At 68.7% G+C, this 20187-nt stretch carries 12 protein-coding genes and 2 pseudogenes; 9 read left to right on the plus strand and 5 right to left on the minus strand.

What is annotated here, in order from left to right; genetic code table 11:
- Nucleotides 1-21 precede the first annotated feature (21 nt).
- Both KGQ19_RS25280 and KGQ19_RS25285 read left to right on the plus strand, forming a co-directional pair.
- Complete coding sequence (locus KGQ19_RS25280; RefSeq protein WP_212012482.1) at nucleotides 22-717, plus strand: Crp/Fnr family transcriptional regulator; 696 nt, start codon at nucleotides 22-24, stop codon at nucleotides 715-717.
- Between the two features lie 170 nt (nucleotides 718-887).
- Nucleotides 888-3722, plus strand: coding sequence for a tetratricopeptide repeat protein (locus KGQ19_RS25285; RefSeq protein ID WP_268907954.1), 2835 nt, complete (start codon nucleotides 888-890; stop codon nucleotides 3720-3722).
- Between the two features lie 219 nt (nucleotides 3723-3941).
- On the opposite strand, the gene KGQ19_RS25290 is transcribed toward KGQ19_RS25285, so the two are convergent.
- Nucleotides 3942-4481 carry a TetR/AcrR family transcriptional regulator gene (locus KGQ19_RS25290; protein ID WP_212012486.1) on the minus strand — a complete coding sequence of 180 codons (540 nt, stop codon included), beginning with the start codon at nucleotides 4479-4481 and terminating at the stop codon, nucleotides 3942-3944.
- Nucleotides 4482-4564: 83 nt separating this feature from the next.
- Here KGQ19_RS25290 and KGQ19_RS53470 point away from each other — a divergent pair.
- Nucleotides 4565-4693: pseudogene (locus tag KGQ19_RS53470) on the plus strand (SDR family NAD(P)-dependent oxidoreductase); the annotation flags it as partial.
- 22 nt (nucleotides 4694-4715) lie between these two features.
- Here KGQ19_RS53470 and KGQ19_RS25295 read toward each other — a convergent pair.
- Nucleotides 4716-5378 carry a hemerythrin domain-containing protein gene (locus tag KGQ19_RS25295; protein WP_212012488.1) on the minus strand — a complete coding sequence of 221 codons (663 nt, stop codon included), beginning with the start codon at nucleotides 5376-5378 and terminating at the stop codon, nucleotides 4716-4718.
- A 73-nt stretch (nucleotides 5379-5451) separates the two neighbouring features.
- On the opposite strand from KGQ19_RS25295, the gene KGQ19_RS25300 reads away from it, so the two are divergent.
- The 6 genes from KGQ19_RS25300 (at nucleotide 5452) to KGQ19_RS25325 (ending at nucleotide 11982) form a co-directional block, all read left to right on the plus strand.
- Complete coding sequence (locus tag KGQ19_RS25300; RefSeq protein ID WP_212012490.1) at nucleotides 5452-6072, plus strand: TetR/AcrR family transcriptional regulator; 621 nt, start codon at nucleotides 5452-5454, stop codon at nucleotides 6070-6072.
- Between the two features lie 1107 nt (nucleotides 6073-7179).
- On the plus strand, nucleotides 7180-8226 hold the full coding sequence (locus tag KGQ19_RS25305) for a tyrosine-type recombinase/integrase (protein ID WP_307856503.1): 1047 nt from the start codon (nucleotides 7180-7182) through the stop codon (nucleotides 8224-8226).
- A gap of 439 nt (nucleotides 8227-8665) precedes the next feature.
- Complete coding sequence (gene mauJ / locus KGQ19_RS25310) at nucleotides 8666-9514, plus strand: methylamine utilization protein MauJ (protein ID WP_194926743.1); 849 nt, start codon at nucleotides 8666-8668, stop codon at nucleotides 9512-9514.
- Nucleotides 9515-9718: 204 nt separating this feature from the next.
- Complete coding sequence (locus KGQ19_RS25315; protein ID WP_212012494.1) at nucleotides 9719-10408, plus strand: hypothetical protein; 690 nt, start codon at nucleotides 9719-9721, stop codon at nucleotides 10406-10408.
- Between the two features lie 23 nt (nucleotides 10409-10431).
- Nucleotides 10432-10911, plus strand: coding sequence for a FliH/SctL family protein (locus KGQ19_RS25320; RefSeq protein WP_212012496.1), 480 nt, complete (start codon nucleotides 10432-10434; stop codon nucleotides 10909-10911).
- Nucleotides 10912-11061: 150 nt separating this feature from the next.
- Entirely contained in the window at nucleotides 11062-11982 is a 921-nt protein-coding gene (locus KGQ19_RS25325; RefSeq protein WP_194926741.1) for a hypothetical protein, read from the plus strand.
- A gap of 294 nt (nucleotides 11983-12276) precedes the next feature.
- Here KGQ19_RS25325 and KGQ19_RS51195 read toward each other — a convergent pair whose 3' ends face one another.
- From KGQ19_RS51195 to KGQ19_RS25340, 3 genes and pseudogenes are all read right to left on the minus strand, one after another.
- Nucleotides 12277-16440: a beta strand repeat-containing protein gene (locus KGQ19_RS51195; RefSeq protein ID WP_212012498.1), complete on the minus strand. Its 4164-nt coding sequence runs from the start codon at nucleotides 16438-16440 to the stop codon at nucleotides 12277-12279.
- Between the two features lie 520 nt (nucleotides 16441-16960).
- Nucleotides 16961-17266, minus strand: a pseudogene (locus tag KGQ19_RS52925) (STAS domain-containing protein); the annotation flags it as partial.
- Between the two features lie 470 nt (nucleotides 17267-17736).
- A complete protein-coding gene (locus KGQ19_RS25340) occupies nucleotides 17737-19776 on the minus strand; it encodes an alkyl/aryl-sulfatase (protein WP_212012500.1) in 2040 nt (679 codons plus the stop codon).
- Nucleotides 19777-20187 lie beyond the last annotated feature (411 nt).

Raw genomic sequence — 20187 nt, forward strand, 5'->3', positions numbered from 1 at the left:
GGTTTCGGGGAGGAGGCCCGCGTGGGCGGCGTACCGAACGGGCGATGGCCCCAGACCAGCCTGGTGGGCCGCCTCGGCCCGGACGACCGGGCCGTCGTCCTCGGCCTGGGCGGACGGGTCCGGCACCGGGCCGGTGAAGCGCTCATCCGCGAGGGCGAGGACTCCGACTTCGTCCTGATCCTGCTCGGCGGCATGGTCAAGGTCAGCGCCCGGGCCCAGGACGGCCGGGAGGCGCTGCTGGCGGTGCGGATCGCCGGCGACCTGATCGGCGAGTTCGCCGGTATCGACGGCCGGCCGCGCTCGGCGCGGATCACCGCCTGCGGCTCGCTGCTGGCCCAGCGGGTCGGGCGCGCGCCGTTCCTGGCCTGTCTGCAGGCCAATCCCGGCATCGCCATCGCGGTGAACGAGGTCGTGGTCGCCAAGATGCGGGCCGCGACCGGCCGGATCGTCGACTTCGCCGGCTGCGACGTGCTGACCCGGCTGGCCCGGATGCTGCGCTACCTGGTCCTGACCTACCCCCGCCCCGGCGGGCCGCCGGCCGTCATCAACCCGCCGCTGTCCCAGGCCGAGCTGGCCACTCTGGTCGGCGCCTCCGACAGCGCCGTCGGCAAGTCCCTGCGGACGCTGCGCGAGCGGGAGATCATCAGTACCCGTTATCGCACGGTCACCATCCGCGATCTGACCGCGCTGGAGCAGATCGCCTCGGAGAGGGCGTGACCGGCGGCCCGCCGGGCGCTGTTCGCTTCCGGTGGCGGCCTGGATGGCAGCTCGCAGCACAGTTCTCCCGCCTCCCGGGTCCGTTGCGGTGCGGCCGATAAGGCCGTGACGCCAACTGTGCGGCGGGTACCGCCGACCACTCCAGGCCAGGAAGAAGCCACCGGTAAGCCATGTATGGCCGGTCGCTCTCCATTACTGTATTGATACTCAGCGGAGTCGGCGTGACCGAGCGAGGGGGTCGGAGCGGCGTGACGAGCGGGTTCGGGAGGGGCTTGCGCAGCCTGCGCAAACTGGCGGGGATGACCCAAGAAGAGCTGGAGACGGCGTCGGGGACGGCCGTTCGCACCATCGGGAGACTGGAACGCGGCGAGCTGGAGAATCCGCAGCTGAGCACGGTGCGCCACCTCGCCCACGCGCTGGCCGACGCGCTGAACCGGGACCAGCACGAGGTCTGGGCCGAGCTCAGCGCCCTGCTCGGATCCGAAGCGGTGCCGGATTCTCAGGGCCCGTGGGAAACCGCGCTCTCGGCGGCCTCGGTCGGACAACCGACCCCGGTCCTCACGCCGACCGTCCTGCGACAGCTGCCCCCTCGGGTGTCGAGCTTCACCGGCCGCTCGGCGGAACTGGCCAGGGTCGTCAGTGCTCTGGCACCCAGCGCGGGTGCCGGAGCGGTGGGGGTCTCGGCGGTGGTCGGCCTGGCCGGTGTCGGCAAGACCGCCCTGGCGGTCCACGCCGCGCACACCGCGGTGGAGGCCGGGTGGTTCCCCGGCGGCGTGCTCTTCCTGGACATGCACGGCTACGAGGAGAAGCCGGTCGCCGCGGCCCAGGCGCTGGACGCCTTGTTGCGCGGGCTGGGCATGCCCGGCGAGATGATCCCGAAGGACCCGCAGGTGCGTGCGGGCCTGTACCGCTCCCGGCTGACCGAACTCGGCGGGGCGGTGCTGGTGCTCGCGGACAACGTCTCGGAGTCGGACCAGGTGCTGCCGTTGGTGCCCGGGGACGTGCGGCACCGGGTCCTGGTCACCTCCCGGCACGCCCTGCCCCGGCTCGGCGCGCGCCTGCTCGACCTGACCGTGCTGCCGTCGCAGGAGGCTGTCGAAGTGCTGAAGGCCGCCCTGCGCATAGCGGCCGAGGACGACGAGCGGATCGGCGACGGCAGCGACGGCTCCGACGGCGCCGGCATGGTCGCCCACTACTGCGGATATCTGCCGCTGGCCCTACAGATCGCCGCCGCGCAGCTGGCCGCCGACCCGGACCTGACCCTCACCGAACTCGCCGACCAGCTGGCCGACACCACGACCCGCCTGACCCACCTCGACGACGGGGAACGAGCCGTCCGCGCCGCGTTCAACCTCTCCTACCAACGACTCACCGAAGACCAGGCCCGCATGTTCCGGCTGCTGGCGCTCAACCCCGGACCGGACGTCGCCACCGCCGCGGCCGCGGTGCTCGCCGACACCCCCGAACCGCTGACCGGGCGCCTGCTGGCCGACCTGGTGCGTGCGCATCTGCTGGAGCGTGCTTCGACACGCGGCCGATGGCGCATGCACGACCTGATAGCCGCCTACGCCCGCGACCTGACCACCCGCGAACCCGAGCCGGAGCGGATGGCGCCGGTGCACCGGCTGCTGGACTACTACCTGCGCGGCGCGCGGTCGGCCAACCGCCACGTCGAACCCGCCCGCGACCGGACGCCGCCCGTTGCGAAACAGGTCCCTGAGGTAGACGCGGCCGACCCCGAACCCTGCTTCCCCACCCGGTACGACGCCCTGGCCTGGTTCGCGGCCGAACGGCAGAATCTCGAAGGCTGCACCCTGCTCGCCGCGAGCACCGGGCAGTCCGGGTACGCGACGGGTATCGCCCGGGCCTCCGCAGCCTTCTTCCGCCACGCCGGCTACTGGCGTCAGGCCGTGGACCTGCACGACACCGCCGCCCGCGCCGCGACGGCCGCGAATGACTGGCCCGGTCAGGCCGACGCGCTCCGCGATCTCGGCGTCGTGCAACGGCTGACCGGAGAGTTCGTGTCGGCCGGCATCAACCTGGTCCAGACCCTGTCCCTCTATCGCAGCCTCGGCGATCTCGGTGGTCAGGCTGACGCGTTGTGCGGACTCGGCGTCATCCAACACCTGACGGGGGAATTCGCCGCCGCCACGGCCGGGCTCGGCGAAGCGCTGGCGCTCTATCACGAGCTCGATGATCGCGGTGGTCAGGCTGACGCTTTGTGCGAGCTCGGCGTCGTCCAACATCTGACGGGGGAGTTCGCCGCCGCCACGGCCGGGCTCGGCGAAGCGCTGGCGCTCTACCGCCGCCTCGGCGACCGCGGCGGCCAGGCGAACGCGCTGCGCGAGCTCGGCGCTGTGCGGTGGATGACCGGCGAGTACAGCGCCGCTACCAGCCATCTCACCGAAGCCCTTGCCCTGTACCAGGATCTCGGCCTCCGGCTCGGCCGGGCCAACGTGCTGCGCGAGCTCGGCGCCGTACAGGTCCGAACCGGCGAGTTCGCCGCGGCCACCGCCACGCTCGCCGAAACCATGTCCCTGTACCAGGATCTCGGCCTCCGGCTCGGCCGCGCCAACGTCCTGCGCGAACTCGGCGCGGTACAGATGCTGACCGGCGAGTTCGCCGCCGCCGGCATCACCCTCGTCGAAGCCCTGTCCCTCTACCGCGACATCGGCGACCGCGGCGGCGAAGTCTGGGCGCTCAACTACTACGCGGCACTGGCCACCGCGACCGGCGCCCCGAGATACGGCCACGAACTCTTCGAGGAAGCCCTGGCCCTGGCCCGAGAGGTCAACTCCCGATGGTGCGAGGCCAACGCCCTGGACGGGATCGCCACTACGCACGAGTCCGAGGGCGACGCCGCCGCGGCGAACGAGTACTTCCAGCAGGCGCTGGAGCTCTATCGCGCGATGGGGTGCGGGAGAGACGTGGCGCGCGTCGAGGATGCTTTGGCGGGGGTGAGCAGAGCTGAACGGGGCGCTCGGTGGGTTGCTCGATTGGAGTAGTCGGCAGCCGGTTTCGGGCTGGTCCAACGCCGCTGCGGCCACCGTACTCCGGGAGTGGTGAACCCTCAGCCGATCACGACCGTGCGGTTCAGCTCGGCGATCCGCCCGGCGTCAGACTATTGAGTTCTGCCCCAGGCTCGGTCAACGGCACTGTCCGCGAACCGCTGTGGGGGGGTCCTGGGGTTGTCTGCTGACGGCGTTCCGCCAGTCAGCATCGACTCAGCATCGACGCAGCCCGTCGAGGATCACATCGAGCAGATGGCGGGCGCGTGTGTCCCACTCCTCTTCATCGATGCGCGTGAGAAATCCGATGAGCAGTGTCACGTCGCGAGCGTCCACGTCATCGCGCACCGCTCCCGCCTGACGGCCCGCCCGCAGCAGTTCGTCGATGGCGGAGGCGACGCGGGTGATGCTGGCGTCGGTGAGTTCATGCCACACGGTTGCCTCGACGGCGGCGATCAGCCCTCGTTTGACTCGCGCGTAGTCGGCCACCTCTCCCAGCCACAGCCGCAGGGCGGTGAGCGGCGGGTGGCCCTGGAGTAGCCGTGGCGCGGCGACTGCCAGTTCATCGACCTCGCGCTCATACGCCGCGGCCAGCAGGTCTTCGCGGGTCGGGAAGTGCCGATAGAGCGTGCCCTGTCCAACGCCGGCTTCGCGGGCGATCGAACTGAGACGCACCTCCTTAGACGCTGCCAGTGCGGTGCGGGCAGCGGCCAAGATGCGTTCCCGGTTCTGTGCGGCATCGGCGCGTGGGGACATGGGGCATCCCTCCCAGTCGGCTAAGCGGACAGTTGTCCGGCAGTCTGTTGCGGACAGTTGTCCACTTCAGTGCGGGAGGAAGCGTGATCGAGGGAAAGACCGTCGCGATCACCGGTGCGAGCAGCGGGATCGGGGAGGCGACCGCCCGGCTACTCGCCCGCCACGGTGCGGTGGTGGCGCTCAAGCCGCCGAGGTCGCACATCCTGCGGGCGGGCCCCGGTCAAGGAGGCGGAATCAGGAGCCGGCCCCGCGCAGGACCCTGATGTCCTCCGCCGCCTGAGCACGCAGCGCGGGCAGAAGCGGTCGCATCGGTTCCGGGACGCCGGCGAGAACCGCCTCGACCTCGGCGGGCGTGCCCACCTCGGCGAGGAACCCGATCATCAGGTGCCCGCCCACCGGCGGCGCGGTCGAGATCACCTTCTGGGCGAATTCGTCCCACGCCGCGGGGCTGATGTGCTCGCGCAGGGCCGGCAGCAGGATCGGCTCTTCGTGGGCCAGGTGGTCGTGCACCAAGTCGCGTACCGCGACGGCGGCCTGCCGCAGTGCCGTCCGATCTGCTTCGCTCGCCGCGCCGTCAGCGGCCATCGCCACGTCGGACAGCGCGTCGAGCGCCGCCCTCAGCCGCTCGTGTTCGGCGCTGAGTGCGTGGAGCGCGTCGGCGGTATCCGGCGCCACGGCGATGATCCTGGGCCACAGGTCATCGTCCTCGGCCTGGTCATGGTGGCGCAGGTTCGCGACGAGGAAGTCCCGGAGCGTCAGGAGCGCGGCCGGCGGCACCGAGGGCTCGACAGCCGCCTCGGCGAGCAGGGCGGTGGCCACGCGATGCACCTCGTGCGTCAATCGGGTGTCGGTGACTGCGACGGACTGCTCGGAGGCGTCTTGCGCTGGCGAATTCACACACCCAGCAATATTGATTATAGACGCTTATTGTCAATATGGTGCCCGATCATCAACGGAGTACGCTGTCGAGGTGTCGACCCGCAGATACCACTCACCTCGCCGCGGCGACGCGGCGGCCGGGACGCGTGAAGCGATCCTCAGCAGCGCCCACGACCTCTTCCTGGCTCGCGGGTACACCGGCGTGACGATCGGGCAGATCGCGGAGGCCGCGGGCGTGGCCGCGCCGACGGTCTACAGCAGTGTGGGGAACAAGCCGAGCATCTTGCTGACGCTGATGCAGCCGCCGCTGACCGACCCGACCATCGGGGAGATACTCACCGAGATCGAAGCCTGCGGGGACCCGCGGGGCGTCATCGGCCTGACCGCCCAGGGAACCCGGCGCATGCACGAACGCCATTGGGACCTGATCTACGGCATCTTCTATCGCGACCCGCCGGGGGAACCCGCCGTCAAGGCGGTCCTGGACAGCGGCGCGAACGACTACGCCCAACGGCTCGGCCGCGTCGCCGACCGACTGGTGGCACTCGACGGCCTGCGCGCCGGCCTGACCCGCGAGAACGCCCTCGACGTGCTGTGGTTCTGTCTCGGCCCGCACGCGTGGATCACCCTGGTCGGTGAGCGTGCCTGGACCTTTGACCGCGCTCAGGCATGGATCGCCGACTGCGCCCGACGGGAACTCCTGAAGGACTAGCTGCCTTCGCTCCGCCGGGCTCTACTTCGCGTTGGTCATCGGGCGCCGCACGCGTCGGGTCCGCCTGTTCGGCATCGCCCGGCATCAGACCGCTGTCGGTGAACAGGAGGGCTAGGGCCAGTCGGCGGGGATGCGCAGCATCACGCTTGGCCGGCCACGCGGATGACACAGTCGGCGAGAAGGCGGCGATGGTTCAACCTCTTGCGGCGCCTAAACAAAGAACCCCAGATCAGAAGCCTGATCTGGGGTTTCACTGCGGGTGCGCCGCCAGGGACTTGAACCCCGAACCCGCGGATTAAGAGTCCGCTCCTTGGGACACTTCATCTCGTTAACTGGTATCAGCCTAGGTTAACCTGTGCCATTCTGTCCACATCGATCATGATCTCGATGTCAGTTCGTGCCGGGCAAGGACGGTCTAGTTCGGAACCGTCCCTGGACCGTCCCTGGTCCATCGGGGCCAGGAGTCGGTGGTCGAGGCTCGTGCTCTTCGGCGCGTGGTCCAGGGTGGTCCAGGGACGGATCATCCCGCGGGCCGCGGATTTCGCGTCCGCTGCTTTGATGGTCCAGGGATGGACCAGGCCCGAATTGTCGCCACCGGCGGATCGAGGATGCCGGGGATCCGGTGTGGACCAGGGGTGGTCCAGGGGAAGTCCCCAATCACCGCTTGCGAGTTGACACTGTGCCCTAATTCTTTCTCGGGAGAGGCGGGCGCTCGGCTGACGGAGGTCTGAGGAAGGCTTGGCTAACGTTCAGCATGATCGTCCGAAGGCTTCGTCTGTTTCGTCGGTGGGTATCAGTGTGGACTTCTATTCCGCTGGCACGGTGGGAGGCGTTGGGGGAGCGCGGGGCGAGGCGGTGGTCGGAATGGCTGGTTCGGTGTTCAAACGGTGTGGGTGCCGGGATGCGAGGTCGGGGCGTCTGCTGGGAGCTGCGTGTCGTTGTTTGGTCGACGATGGGCATGGTTCGTGGTTCTTCAGCGTTGAGCTTCCACCCGGGGTGGAGGGTGAGCGGCGTCGGTTGCGTCGCGGTGGGTATGCCACCGAGCACGCCGCGATCGAGGCACTTGAGCGTGTAGGTGGTGTGCGGGCTGGGAGTGAGGCGTTGACGGTGGAGGTGTGGCTGCGTCGTTGGCTGGCTTCGCGTCTGTCGCTGCGGGCGGAGACGGCGCGTTCCTACGGCGGTCACATTGACGACTACCTCGTGCCGTATCTGGGGCAGGTGTTGCTGGCCGAGCTGAACCGCTCGCGGGTGCAGGCGATGTTCACTCAAATTGCGGTCGCCGAGGGAATGACGGGCCGCCCGGTGAGTGCGGCGACATTGCATCGGATCCACGCCACACTGCGGGCGGCGTTGAACGAGGCGGTGCGTGTCGGGCTGATCCCGATGAATCCTGCAGTCGGCGTGGAGCTGCCGTCGGCGACTCGTCCCCGTCCGATGGTGTGGACGCCGGAGCGGGTGGCGGCCTGGCGGCGTGACGGGACTCGCCCGACTGTGCCGGTGTGGACCCCGACCCAGACCGCGGCGTTCCTGGCCTTCGTGCGCGAGCATCGGCTGTACGCACTGTTCCACCTGGTGGCGCTTACTGGGCTGCGTCGCGGTGAGGTCTGTGGCCTGTGTTGGACGGACGTGAATCTGGATGCTGGGGTGCTGTCGGTAGCCCGGCAACGGTGCCAGACCGCCGGCCGGGTGGCGGTCGCGCCGCCGAAGTCGCGCGCTGGTGTTCGTGAGGTCGCGCTCGATCACACCGTGGTCACCGCGCTTCGTCAGCACCGTTATCGGCAGCAGATCGAGCGCGCGGTGGCAGGGCAGCCGTGTGTCGAGTCGGGATACGTGTTCACCTTCGCCGACGGTCGGGCGCTGTCGCCCGACCGGCTTACACGCATCTTCGCCGGTGTGGTTCGGGCTTCTGGGTTGCCGCCGGTCACGATCCACGGGCTGCGTCACGGCGCTGCGACTATGGCGTTGGCCGCTGGTGCCGGGTTGAAGACGGTGCAGGCGATGCTGGGTCACTCCTCGATCCAGGTCACGGCCGACATCTATTCAGCCGTCCTGCCCGCTACCGCCCACGAAGCGGCCGAGAACACCGCGGCTTTGCTATTCCTGCTGCACGGCCCCGGAAGGAAGCTGGCGAGGGTTGCTTGGCGCCGTGGATGAAGGCTGCGCCGGGCGGTGCGACATTGAATATGGTGTTCCTGCCCGCCGATGCCGAAGATGCGGGACCGTCAGCGGGCGGGGGCGGCTGTTTGGGCCCGTCCCTGGAATTCCCGTGTCTGGCGAGCAGCTTCGGTCGTATGCTGCTAGTCGTCATGTCATCGCTTGACTCCGATACATGCGGAACGGTGGAAGAAGAACCACGGAAATGGGTACTAAGAAGGAACCCAAGAAGCGTGTCGTCGGTCAGGGTGCGAGGTCGTCGAATCGTGCCCAAGCATCTGCGAACCCGACCATTCAGATCCCGCGACCGCGCGTTACCGACCGTGTGTACATCTCGGCGGTTCCACAGCTGGCGCCTGGTGTCCCGACCGGAGCTGTCGGTGGCGCCTTCGGCGATTATGACGTCGTACTTGTCCTTGGAGTGCCCGGTGTCTCGAGCGTGACCACAGCGATGAACATCCCCGCGCTGATCGCGGCGGGCGATTCGCTGCTCGAGAGCGACGGGCTCAACATCGACTTGCATGGTGCCAACGGTGCTGGCCGGCTGACTGCCGCCGTGCTGCCGAACGCCGACGGCCGTCTGGCGCGGATCGAACTGACGGTGCTGGCCGATGGCTTCGCTGACGCAGAGCAGATGGCACTGGACCACATGAGCATGGTTCTGAGTCGCATCGCCTTCCAAGCTGACGTGGCGGTCGAGGTCGGTGCCATCGTCGTGGTGGAAAAGGCATCGCAGATCGTGCACGCCGCGGCCACAGTCGTAGGCGCTATTCAGCCTGCCCCAATGAATGCGGTGGAAGGCTGGTCCACCGAGGAGCTTGGACCTTTTCTCGCTGCATACCGGGAAGGGCTCAACAACCCGAACGCACCGCTCTATCAGGCGCTGTCCTTCTATAAGATTCTCGAAGGTGCGCCCGCGTTTCACACGCGCCGCGTCCGTGCCGCCAGCAGGGCCGGAAAGCCACCCCCGATTGACCCGTTCGATGCCGCCATCCCGGCTGATGCGAGTCTGCTGTCGGAAGATGTGTGGAACCGGGATGCCTTCGCGCCCTACTTTGGGCTGTCCTTCACCGACGTGGAGGCGAAGGTCCGAACGACGATCCGTAACGGCGCGGCGCACCTCAAGCCGGGCATGGAGAACCTGCGTATCGCCGACATGACCGACGATGTTCGAGCATGCCGCGCGATCGTGCCGGTCCTGCGCTACGTGGCGCGGCAGATCATCGAGGGCGAACTTGCTTTGGCAAACGCCGCGGCAGGGGCACCGATACCTTCGCCCCCGAATTGACTGGTCCAACGTTCCTGCCGCAACGCTCGGTTCGCTCACAGGCAGACCCGGCCACTGTCTAGCTGATCTGCACGAGTCGCCGAACCGTCTGTGTCGCTCACAGTGCGTGTGAATCAGTGCTCATCGATAGTATCGGCGGTGTGGCTGTGTGCTGTTGTGGCCGGAGGTCGGCTCGGGTCACGCACGATCGGGGAGGGGATATCCATGAGTAGTGTCTTTTCAGGACCGACGGCAAAAGACCTGGCGTGGCTCGTGCCACCGGGCGCCCACGTGCCCGACGGGCGCATGGTAAGTGGTGCGCTGCTGGCCGACATGATCGCCGAGTGGCACCGTATCGTCGGAGGCTCGGTCTCGGTCAGCCGTCTGAAGCGCAAGTGGGCCAGCCTTGGCGACGATCCGATGACGCTCGGATCGTCACGCCCCGAGGGCGAAGGTCATGACGTTGCTGCTGTCTTGAACCATGCGCTGGGACGTGCCGTGACCGCCGGCCTGAAAGACCCACACGACGGCGGCAACACTCCGGGTAACTCCTACCTGTGCGCTACCTTGATTCAGGAGGACACAGCCGCGGTGCTGTTGGCAATCCTCGATCGACACCTGACCGGCGGTGCGGAGTTGGCTGCGTGGTATCTGGCCTCGCCCTGCGACGTACGCAACTGTCTGCACCACGGCGACGACCGCGGACCCGAGGTACCCGGATCAGGCGTGGAACCGCTGGACTATAAGGCGCTGCCGCGTCTGTATTGGTATCCCAGACTCGGGACTGTCGAGATTCATCCATGGGCCTGGGACACCCTCGCCCCGATGCCTGCCGAGGAGCGGCGGCCTATCCGAGTGCCGATGCCGGCGCTCGTACCGCCGGGCGTCTTCAAGTCGAATTCGGTCTCGCGTTAGCAGGCCTTCATCAACGAGGGATCATGTTCACCACATTCGAAAGACGTGTCTGTGGCCGGCCGACGAAAACCGGCAAGCCCTGCAAAGCCAACTTCTCCGGCGTCGGCTTCGCCTGCACGCTGCACACCACCCCGGAAGAGCAGGCTTTGGTCGACGCCTATCGGAACGGCTACCGCAAAGGGCGTGAGGAGGGGCAGACGTCGGGCCGGCAGTCGGCCGCGATGTCGACGGAGTACCTGGAACGCCAGATTGCCGACCTGAAGGCCCAGCTTGACCAGGCCACCCGCCGGTTCCGCGTCGACGGGCTCCAAGCCGTGACCGTCGGCGGCTACGCCTACCTGTGGAACGGGCAGCCGGACCTGGAAGTGGGGGACCGGGTGCTGCTGCCGGAGAACTACGTCAGCCGCCTCAAGCATGGCCCGGGTCCTGTCGAGGGTACAGTCACCGAACTCGGCACCACCTATGACGGCAGCCACAGCCGCATACTGCGCCGTATCACCTAGCCAGAATGTTCCTGAGCGGCTGGAGCCGGACCAACCAGCACCAGTAACGGCCAAGACCGCGGTCCGGTCGACGCCGCTGTGAACGGCTCGTAGGCCCGGATTCAGCTAAGAGATCACGGACGAGGCGTTTCAGAGAACGGGACACGGCAGATGGCGGATGTCGTCGAGCAGGCGCTCAACGGTTTGAGCGATCCGATCGTGGAGTACCTACACCTGCGCTTCCCGCAGCTTTTGCCGGTCATGCTGCGGTGGGCTGGGCAGCTCAACGAGGCGACGGCCATCGATTTACTGCCGCCGTCGGATGTCGCGCCGCTCGTCGGCGTGGCGGCGGAACTGGCAATCGGCATCGACCTGGCGGACGGACTTTCGGAGTTTTCGGCGTGGCTGACCGAGGCCGACGCCGGTAGGCTTCTGGAGCTTGTGCGTGGGGCAACGCCGAGCAGCCTCGACACTGCTGTATCTGCATCGCCGTTGCCAGCTGGGAGTGAGGAACTGGCGCAACGGTTGGTGCGGCTCGCTCAGGCTCAGGAGGCGATATTCCGGCTCCAATCCTCCGGGCCAGCAGACGTGGCTCAAGCGCGGCGGCTGGTCGATGATCTGCATCACCCGCAGCTGTTCTCCTTCGCACCAGGATGGCGGTTCCTACGTCCAGTGCTGGACGCCTACTTCACCCGCGGTTGGCGCCCGCTGCGTGCCCTTGGCGTGCCGGTGGTCGTCGGCCATCGTTTCGCCGAGGGCTTCGCGGTCTGCGACCTGGTCGTCGGCGACGCGCTCATCGACATCAAGTGCGTAACACAACCCGCTTCGCACCTTGTCGACTGGATCCACCAGCTCCTGAAGTACACCCTCCTGGACTTCACCGATGAGCTTGGCATCCGCCGGGTAGGTATCTACTTTGCCCGGCACACCCTGCTGCTCACCGAGCCCATCGATGCTCTTCTCTTCGAACTCACCGGCGACACGGGCGCCACGGTCGGCGCGTTGCGCGAGGAGTTCGCGCGCGTGGCCGCGCCGCAGATCGCGCATTTCGCCGCTGTACGGGCCAAGGTCCGGACCCCGAACGTCTTGTGAATCGTCGCCTAGCGCGACTCCTCCTTCACGTCGGGCTCCGTCAAGACCGGAGACCACGGAGGGGATTCCCAGCCCTGATGCCGGATCGGGTTCGTCTGTTGTAGCAGGCTCACCCAGGCGGACTGGACCGCCAAACCACGCGCGCGCGATGCCGCCCGATCGCCCGACGCGGCGGATCAGGCTCCCGAGCCTGACGCTCCCGCCGGGACCGGTTCGCCACTTCATGAAGCGGCCCGCCTGCCTCCTGACCGGTTGGCCAGGGGCAGGCGGGCGCGTGGTCGTGCCCTGATGCTCCTAGTGGATGATGACGGCGCAGTTGGTGAGGTGGTCGGCGGTGGTGGCGTAGCAGGTGGTGTGTCCGGAGCCGCCGTCGATGGTGGCAGCGGGGATCCCGGTGCCGGGGTAGAGGTAGTCGCCGGCGTAGATGATGTCGTTCGTGCCGGATCCGGCGTGGATGGTGTCGGTGCCGGTGCCGCCATAGATGGTCTCGGTGCCGGAGCCGCCGGTGACTGTGTCGTTGCCGGACCCGAGGTAGACCGAGCCGCCGCCGGTGCCGGCGTTGATGGTGTCGTTGCCGCCCAGGCCGCAGATGACGTTGTGGCCGTGGGCGTTGATGACGTCGTTGCCGGTGGTGCCGGTGATCGTACAGCCGTGACTGTTGGCGACGGTGGTGTTCACCACCGCCGCGTTGTTGGCCAGGTTGGGGTCCCAGGGGAAGCCCAGGACGGCGCCGGTGGCGGTCAGGGTGCCGGTCGCGTCCGGCTCCATGGTGATGGCGATGGTCGCGTGCGTGGTGGTGGTGACGGTGCCCAGGGCGCAGGACACAGTGCGGTGTGCGGTGTCGGTGGTGCAGGTGCCCTGAGACGGGACGGCCTTGATGATCGCGGCGCCTGTGCCGGTGAAGCCGATCGCTGCGCCGGTGATGGTCGCAGCCTGGGGACCCAGGTCGGTGATGGTGGCGGTGACGGTGGTGTATCCGCCGAGCGCCGCCGGGTCGGGGTTGCTGGCCAAGGCGATGGCGAGGTCGGAGCTGGGGTTGTATGTGTACTGATCGGCCGTGCTGGTGGCGCTGGTGCCGCCGGGTGTGGTGACTGTGACGTTCACGGTCGCCGGGGCCTGGGCGGGGGCGGTTGCGGTGCAGGAGGTCGCGGTGCAGGTGACGGCGGTGGCGGCCACGGTGCCGAAGGCGACGGTACCGCCGGTGAGGTTGGTGCCGGTGATGGTGACCTTGGTGCCGCCCACTGACGGGCCGGAGGTGGGGCTGATTTTGGTGACGGTCGGCGGGGCGGTGTAGGTGTACTTGTCCGCCGTGTTGGTGGTGCTGGTTCCACCGGGGGTGGTGACCTGGACGTCGACCGTGCCGGTCACTCCGGCTGGGGCGGTGACGGTACAGGTGGTCGCGGTGCACGAGACGGCGGTGGCCAGGTGTCCGGCACCGAAGGTCACGCTGGTGGCGCCGGACAGTCCGGTGCCGGTGATGGTCACGTGTGTGCCAGCGGTCAGCGGTCCCGCGGTGGGGTTGATGCCGCTGACGGTCGGCACGGCGTCATACGTGTACTGATCTGTGCTGTTGGTGGTGCTGGTTCCGCCGATGGTGGTGACCTGGACGTCCACCGTGCCGACAGCCTCGGCCGGGGTGGTGGCGGTGCAGGTGGTGGCAGTGCAGGACACTGCGGTGGCGTTGTGCCCAGCGCCGAAGGTGATGCCGGTGGCGCCGGTCAGATTGGTGCCGGTGATCGTGACGACGGTGCCGCCGGCGATCGGACCGGCGGTCGGGCTGATGCCGGTGACTGTTGGCGCGGCCACGTAGGTGAAGTGGTCGCCCGTGCTGGTGGTGCTGGTTCCGCCGGGGGTGGTGACCTGCACGTCCACGGTGCCGGTTCCAGCCGGGGCGGTGGCGGTGCAGGACGTCGCGGTGCAGGACACGACGGTGGCTGGGTGCCCGGCGCCGAACGTCACGCCGGTGGCGCCGGATAGGCCGGTGCCGGTGATCGTGACGGCCGTGCCGCCGGTCGCCGGTCCGGCGCTCGGGCTGACGGCAGTGACCGTCGGCACGGCGTCGTACGTGTACCTGTCCGCCGCACTGGCGGCGCTTGTGCCGCCCGCGGTGGTGACCTGCACGTCTACCGTGCCCGCCGCACCGGCCGGTGCGACGACGGTACAGGTGGTGGCGGTACAGGACACTGCGGTGGCGTTGTTGCCGGTGCCGAAGGTGACGGCGGTGGCTCCGGAAAGCCCGGTGCCGGTGATGGTGACCAGGGTTCCGGCCGCCAGTGGTCCGGCGTTCGGGGTGACGGTCGTGACGGTCGGGGCGGCGGTGTAGGTGTAGGTGTCCGCGCTGGACGTCGCGCTGGTCCCGCCGAGGGTGGTGACGGTCACGTCCACGGCGCCTGGGCTTCCGGCCGGGGCGGTGGCGGTGCAGGTGGTGGCGGTGCACGTCACGGCGGTGGCCGGGCCGTCGGCGCCGAAGGTGACGGCGGTGGCGCCGGTGAGGTTGGTGCCGGTGATGGTGACCGGGGTTCCGGCGGAAAGGGGTCCGGCAGTCGGGCTGATGCCGGTGACGGTCGGGGCCGGGACGGTGATCGTGGTCGTGTCGGTGGCGGTGTAGGTGCCGAACAGGAACGCGTTCACGGTGGCTGTGGCGGTGACGGTGCCCGGTGCGGTCGGGGTGACCGTGACGGTGACGGTGTCGGTTGCTCCGATCGCGATACCGCTGGTGGCGCAGGACGCGTCCTGGCCGCTGATGGTGCAGGTGCTGCCCTGGCTGTCGGAGGCGGCGGTGATGGTGGCCGCCGCGCCGGTCAAGGTGAGGTCGGCGGTGGAGATGAAGTTGGGGGTCGCGCCGTTGTTGGTGGCGGTCACGGTGTAGGTGTACGGGGTGCCGGCGGTGGTGGCCGGGTCGGCCGAGCCGGTGACGGCCACAGTCACGTAGGGCCCGTAGGTGTACTGGTCGGCACTGGAGATGGCGCTGACCCCGCCCGCGGTGGTCACCTGCACGTCCACGGCGCCCGGGGTACTGGCCGGGCTGGTCGCGGTGCAGGAGGTCGCGGTGCAGGCGAACCCGGTGGCGCCCAGGCCCCCGAAGGTGACGGCGGTGGCGCCGGACAGGTCGGTTCCGGTGATGGTGACCGTTGTGCCGCCTGAGGGCGGGCCGCCGGCCGGGCTGATGCCGGTGACGGTCGGAGCGGCGACGTACGTGTACTGATCGGCGCTGCTGACGGCGCTGGTGCCGCCGGGGCCGGTGACGGTCACGTCGACGGTGCCGGCGGTCCCGGCCGGGGCCAGCGCGGTGCAGCTGGTGGCGGTGCAGGACAGGCCGGTGGCCGGGCCGTCGGCGCCGAAGGTGATCGCGGTGGCGCCGGACAGGCCGGTTCCGGTGATGGTGACCGGGGTGCCGGCCGCGGTCGGGCCGCTGCTCGGGCTGATGCCGGTGACGGCCGGTGCCGGCTGGTAGGCCAGGGCGATGCCGATGGGGCCGGCGCCGGTGGTCAGGGTGCCGGTGACGGTGGTTGTGGCGGTGTCGATGATCGACATTGTGTTGGAGTTCTGGTTGGCCACATAGACCAGCGCGCCGTCGTTGCCCAGTTCGACGTCCTCGGGGAAGGTGCCGGTGTGGATGGTGGTGGTGACGGCGTCGGCGACCAGGTCGATGACGATCACGTCGTTGCCGGACTGGCTGGAGACGTAGGCCATGGTGCCCGCGGCGTTCACGGCGATGTGGGTCGTGGAGGTCGCGGTGGGGATGGTCGCGGTCAGGGTGTCGGTGGTCAGGTCGATGACGTCGAGGGTCTTGCTGCCGCTGGTGGTGACGTACAGCTTGGTGCCGTCAGGGCTCAGGGCTGGGAAGTCGGCGCCGGTCACGCCGGCGATGGTGGCGGTGATGGTCGCGGTGGCGGCGTCGATGACCCAGACGGTGTTGCTGCCGACCGCGTAGAGGGTGGACCCGTCTGGGCTGACGGCCAGACCGGTGTCGAAGTTCAGGCCGGTGACGGTGCTGACCACGGTGTTCGTGGAGGTGTCGATCACCGAGACGGTGCCGGAGACCAGGTTGGTGACGTAGGCGCGGGTGCCTGCCGGGTTGAGAATCACTGCGATCGGGGCCGTGCCGACTGCGATGGTGGCGGTCACGGTCTCGGTCGCGGTGTCGATGACCGACACGTTGTTGCTGGACTGGTTGGTGACGTAGACCTGGGAGCCGTCCGGGGTGATCGCCGCCGCGTCGGGGCGGGTACCGACGGGGATGACAGCGGTGGTGGTGCCGGTGGAGGTGTTGATCACCGAGACGGTGTTGGCACTGGCGTTGGTGACGTAGGCAGTGGTCACTCCGGTTGGGGCGGCGTGCGCCGGGGCGGCCAGTGTCGCCAGGCCGGCCACGCTCAGGGCCGCGGTGGCGATCAGGGCCGTGAGTCGGCGGCGTAAGTGGGCGTGTCGTGGTCGGGCGCTGGTGGGTGAAGCCATGGGCATATCCCCCCTCAAGGGTCCGTGCCGTCCCGGCCGGGCCCGGGAAGGGCCCTGGCAGATCCGTGGCGGCGCGGAAAACGCGCACGGAGGTAGGCCCAGACCGGGCCGGTCGTGTCGCCGGGTCGGTCAGGGCTGCGGGAAGGGGGTCTGCGTGGGAGCGGGGTCCAGGCGCCGGCAGGCCCTTCGCTTCAGAACGATCACCGGATGTGGTCGCCCGCGTACCTCGTGTTGTCGCCGTATCAGACTCCTGCGAGACGGGCTGTGCGACAAGGGGCAGGAAACCCTGGAGGCCGCCCTGGCGAATGAGCGGCCATCGCCGCCGGCCGCATGCCCTGCCGGATCGAGCTACCGAACGGCCCCTGCACGCGTTAACCGGAGAGCCGACGTGGCGAGGCGGGATCGGCCGCAGCCGGCCCGCGTCCGAACCACTCACCTGACGGGGCCTGAGGGTCCCGCCTGTGCCGGCTGCGCTGGTCGCTCGTTCCAAGTCCGACGATGCGGCGAACGCCTCCTCGACGCTCGGATAGCACAGCAGCACCAGCGACAGCCTGGTTGTCTGCAGTAGTTTGCGCATCCTGGCCGTGGGTGCACACAGCCGTAGCCGGCCGCCCTGTTCAACGGTGCGACGGTGGATTCCGACCAGTGTCCCGAGCCCCGCACAGTCGCAGAAGCCGAGACCGGACAGATCGGCGGCCAGATGCGACCGGACCGCACCGTCCGACGGGCCCAGGCGGTCGGTCAGCAGGGGAGCAGTCGCGATGTCCAACTCACCGTTGAGGACGACGACCCATCCCGCGGCGTGTCTGTGGACGCCGACCTGCAACGGGTCCGGCGGCGAGCCGCCGGGTCCGGATAAGTGCGGGGGTTGATTCTGCAGGGTGGAGTTCCGGGATCGGACACGGCTGGCTCCAGAGGCTGGCGGGCGGCCTTACGTTTCCGGGGTCTGGGGAAACCGGTCCGGACCACCGGGCTCACCGCCAGGCCGAGGCTGGTGCTCGGCGGAGAACGGCTATGGCGCCCACTGCCGGGACCAGCGCCATACCCCCACCAGGACAGACGACATCGGCGGCAGCGTGTGCTGCGACGTTCCCACGTGTAGGGGCCCCCGGCCACGGCGATACCGGCGACGATCGCGAGTTGGTTGACGGTGCGCAGAACACGCCGCTGAAGGATGCCGCGTGTTCTGCGGTGACGCCGACGGTGGTGGTGCGCCGGATGGGTGTCAGGCCAGGAAGCTGTCAGGCGAGAGATCAACAGATACCTACAGCTCTGGTCGTCGCTTTGGCGTCGTGGTCAGGGTGTCGTGACCGGGAACCAGAAGTCGAACACCTCCAGGCTGTCGGCGTACAGCTCGAAGGGTTCCAGCGTTCCGTGGCGGATGACCAGTTCGCCGCGGGCCAGCATTTCTGCCGGGCTGTAGCCGGGCTTGGCCAGCGCGAAGTTGTTCAACGCCGAGCGCGCGACGGTGTAGGACGCCTGCACGCGGTCGGTCATCAGGACCGGCCGGAACAGCTGCACGCTGTTGCGCAGCTCGATCGTGCACGCCTCGGTGTCGCCGGGTACCCCGTCGGTCACGGTGAACCCGAAGATGCGTGGCCGGTCGGCTTCCTTCACCGAGTTCAGGCGGATCCCCAGATAGTCGAACAGCATCGCCAGTGGCATCGCTGCGAGGGTGTCCTCGGTGATGGTCTCCGGTGCGGGGATGTTCACGCCGAGGCCGTCATCGCCGCCCAGGAGCGGCCGGTCCCGCAGTTCGCGTGCGCCGGCCAGGTAGAAGTTCCGCCACACGGCGCTCTCCGACTGGTAGCCCAGTTGTTCCAGGACGTCGGCTTCGATGTGCCGGGCGGCCTTGTCGCTGGGGTCGGCGAACACCAGGTGGCTGATCATCTCGGCGACCCAGCGGTAGTCTGCGGGGTCCTTGGCGTCGGCGAACTGTGCCGCGGCCATCTCCCGCACCTTCGCCGCGCCGCCCATCGCCGCCACGTAGCGCGCGCCGGCCTGTTCCGGCGGCAGGGTGTGCAGGTGGGCGGCGTTGCCGTCGAACCAGCCCAGGTAGCGCTGGTAGACGGCCTTGGCGTTGTTGTTCACGGTGCCGTAGTAGCCGCGGTTGTACCACTTGTCGCGCAGGCCGGCGGGCATCTCCTCGTCGAGGCGTTCAGCGACCTCCAGCATGGTGAAGCCCTGGTTGGACAGCCGTAGCGCCTCATCGTTGAGCCACCGGTACAGGTCGGCCTGGCTGGTGAGGAACGAGGTGATCGCGTCCGGCTGCTCCGGGGACACCCAGCGCGGCCAGAAGTGGCTGGCGAACATCACCTTGGCCCGCGCCCCGAACAAGTCGGCGGCCTCGTTGAGGTAGATCGACCAGGCTTTGCCGTCGCGGACCTGCGCTCCGCGCGGGCTGTAGAGGTTGTGCAGGGAGGCGTTGGCGTTCTCGGCCATGCACAGGGTGGCGATGTCGGGCAGGTAGAAGTTCATCTCTGCCGGCGCTTCGGTGCCTGGGGTGAGCTGGAACTCGAACCGTACCGGTCCGAGCTTCACCACGGTGCCGGGGAGGCAGTCGGCGGGGCCGATGTCGCGGGTAGGCGCGAGTAGTCCGACGCGGCCGTTGGAGAGGGTTTTTCCCAGTCCGCCGTCGACCTGGCCGCGGGTTCCGCGGGCCAGCAGCGAGCCGTACATGTAGGTGGCGCGCCGGGACATCGCGTTGCCGGCGTAGACGTTTTCGCTGACGGCGTGCTGGAGGAAGCCCTCCGGCGCCACGATTTCGACATGGTCTTCGGGGGCGGGCACGCCGTCGGGGAACAGGCCGCGCACTCCGCCGTAGTGGTCGGTGTGCGAATGCGTGTAGATCACTGCGGCGACGTGGCGGTCCGCGCCGCGCTCGTCCCGGTACAGCTTCAGCGCCGCGGCTGCGGTCTCCTCGCTGACCAGCGGGTCCACGACGACGATGTCGTGGGAGGCGCCGGTGGGGTCTTCCAGGAAGCTGATGTCGGACAGGTCCATGCACCGCACCTGGTAGACCGCGTCCGGTACCACCTCGAACAGGCCGCTGTGCATGTTCAGCAGCGCGTTGCGCCACAGGCTAGGGTTCACCGAGTCCGGTGCCGGGCCGTGCAGGAATTCCGAGTACGGTGCGAGGCTCCACACCGGGATCGGACCGACGGGCCGGGAGATCGTGAAGTCCGGCGGAAGCTCCCGCAACTGGCCGCGCCGGGCGAAGACGGCCTCCTGGTCGGCGTCGACGGCGGGCACCTCCACGAGACTGTTGATGTGCGCGGTCAGCGCGGTCGCGGGCTTGGGGCTGGTCGGGATGGCTGTCTTGCGCGGATGGGACACGGCGCCTCCTCCTTGGGAGATGGCCAGTGAATGCCGTCGCACGAGAGTAACGATGAATTCGTTGATATGACTCGAATCAGGCCATGCGTGGCGCATATGAGAGTACTGTTTTACTTTGCGTAAGTCCATCGTTTCGACGAGTGATCACGCCCTGATCGCGCCGATCTGTGGCACCGGAACCGGGTGGACGGAGGTGGTCGAAAGCTATATCAGGGTTCGTATTTCCTCGGGAAGGGGCATGGCCTGGTTCGGAGAGACTTCGGTGGGGGCCGGGCCCCGGCCGTACCGGATACAGGGGAAGGGACGTCCTTGTGAATCTGCAGGAGTTCAGCACACCCGGCACGTACACCGTCGCCGTGCCACCCGGCTCAACCGTGCTGGTGGAGGCCTGGGGAGCCGGTGGCACGGCGA

It is taken from the genome of Catenulispora pinistramenti (genome assembly GCF_018274385.1).
Classification (GTDB): Bacteria; Actinomycetota; Actinomycetes; order Streptomycetales; family Catenulisporaceae; genus Catenulispora; species Catenulispora pinistramenti.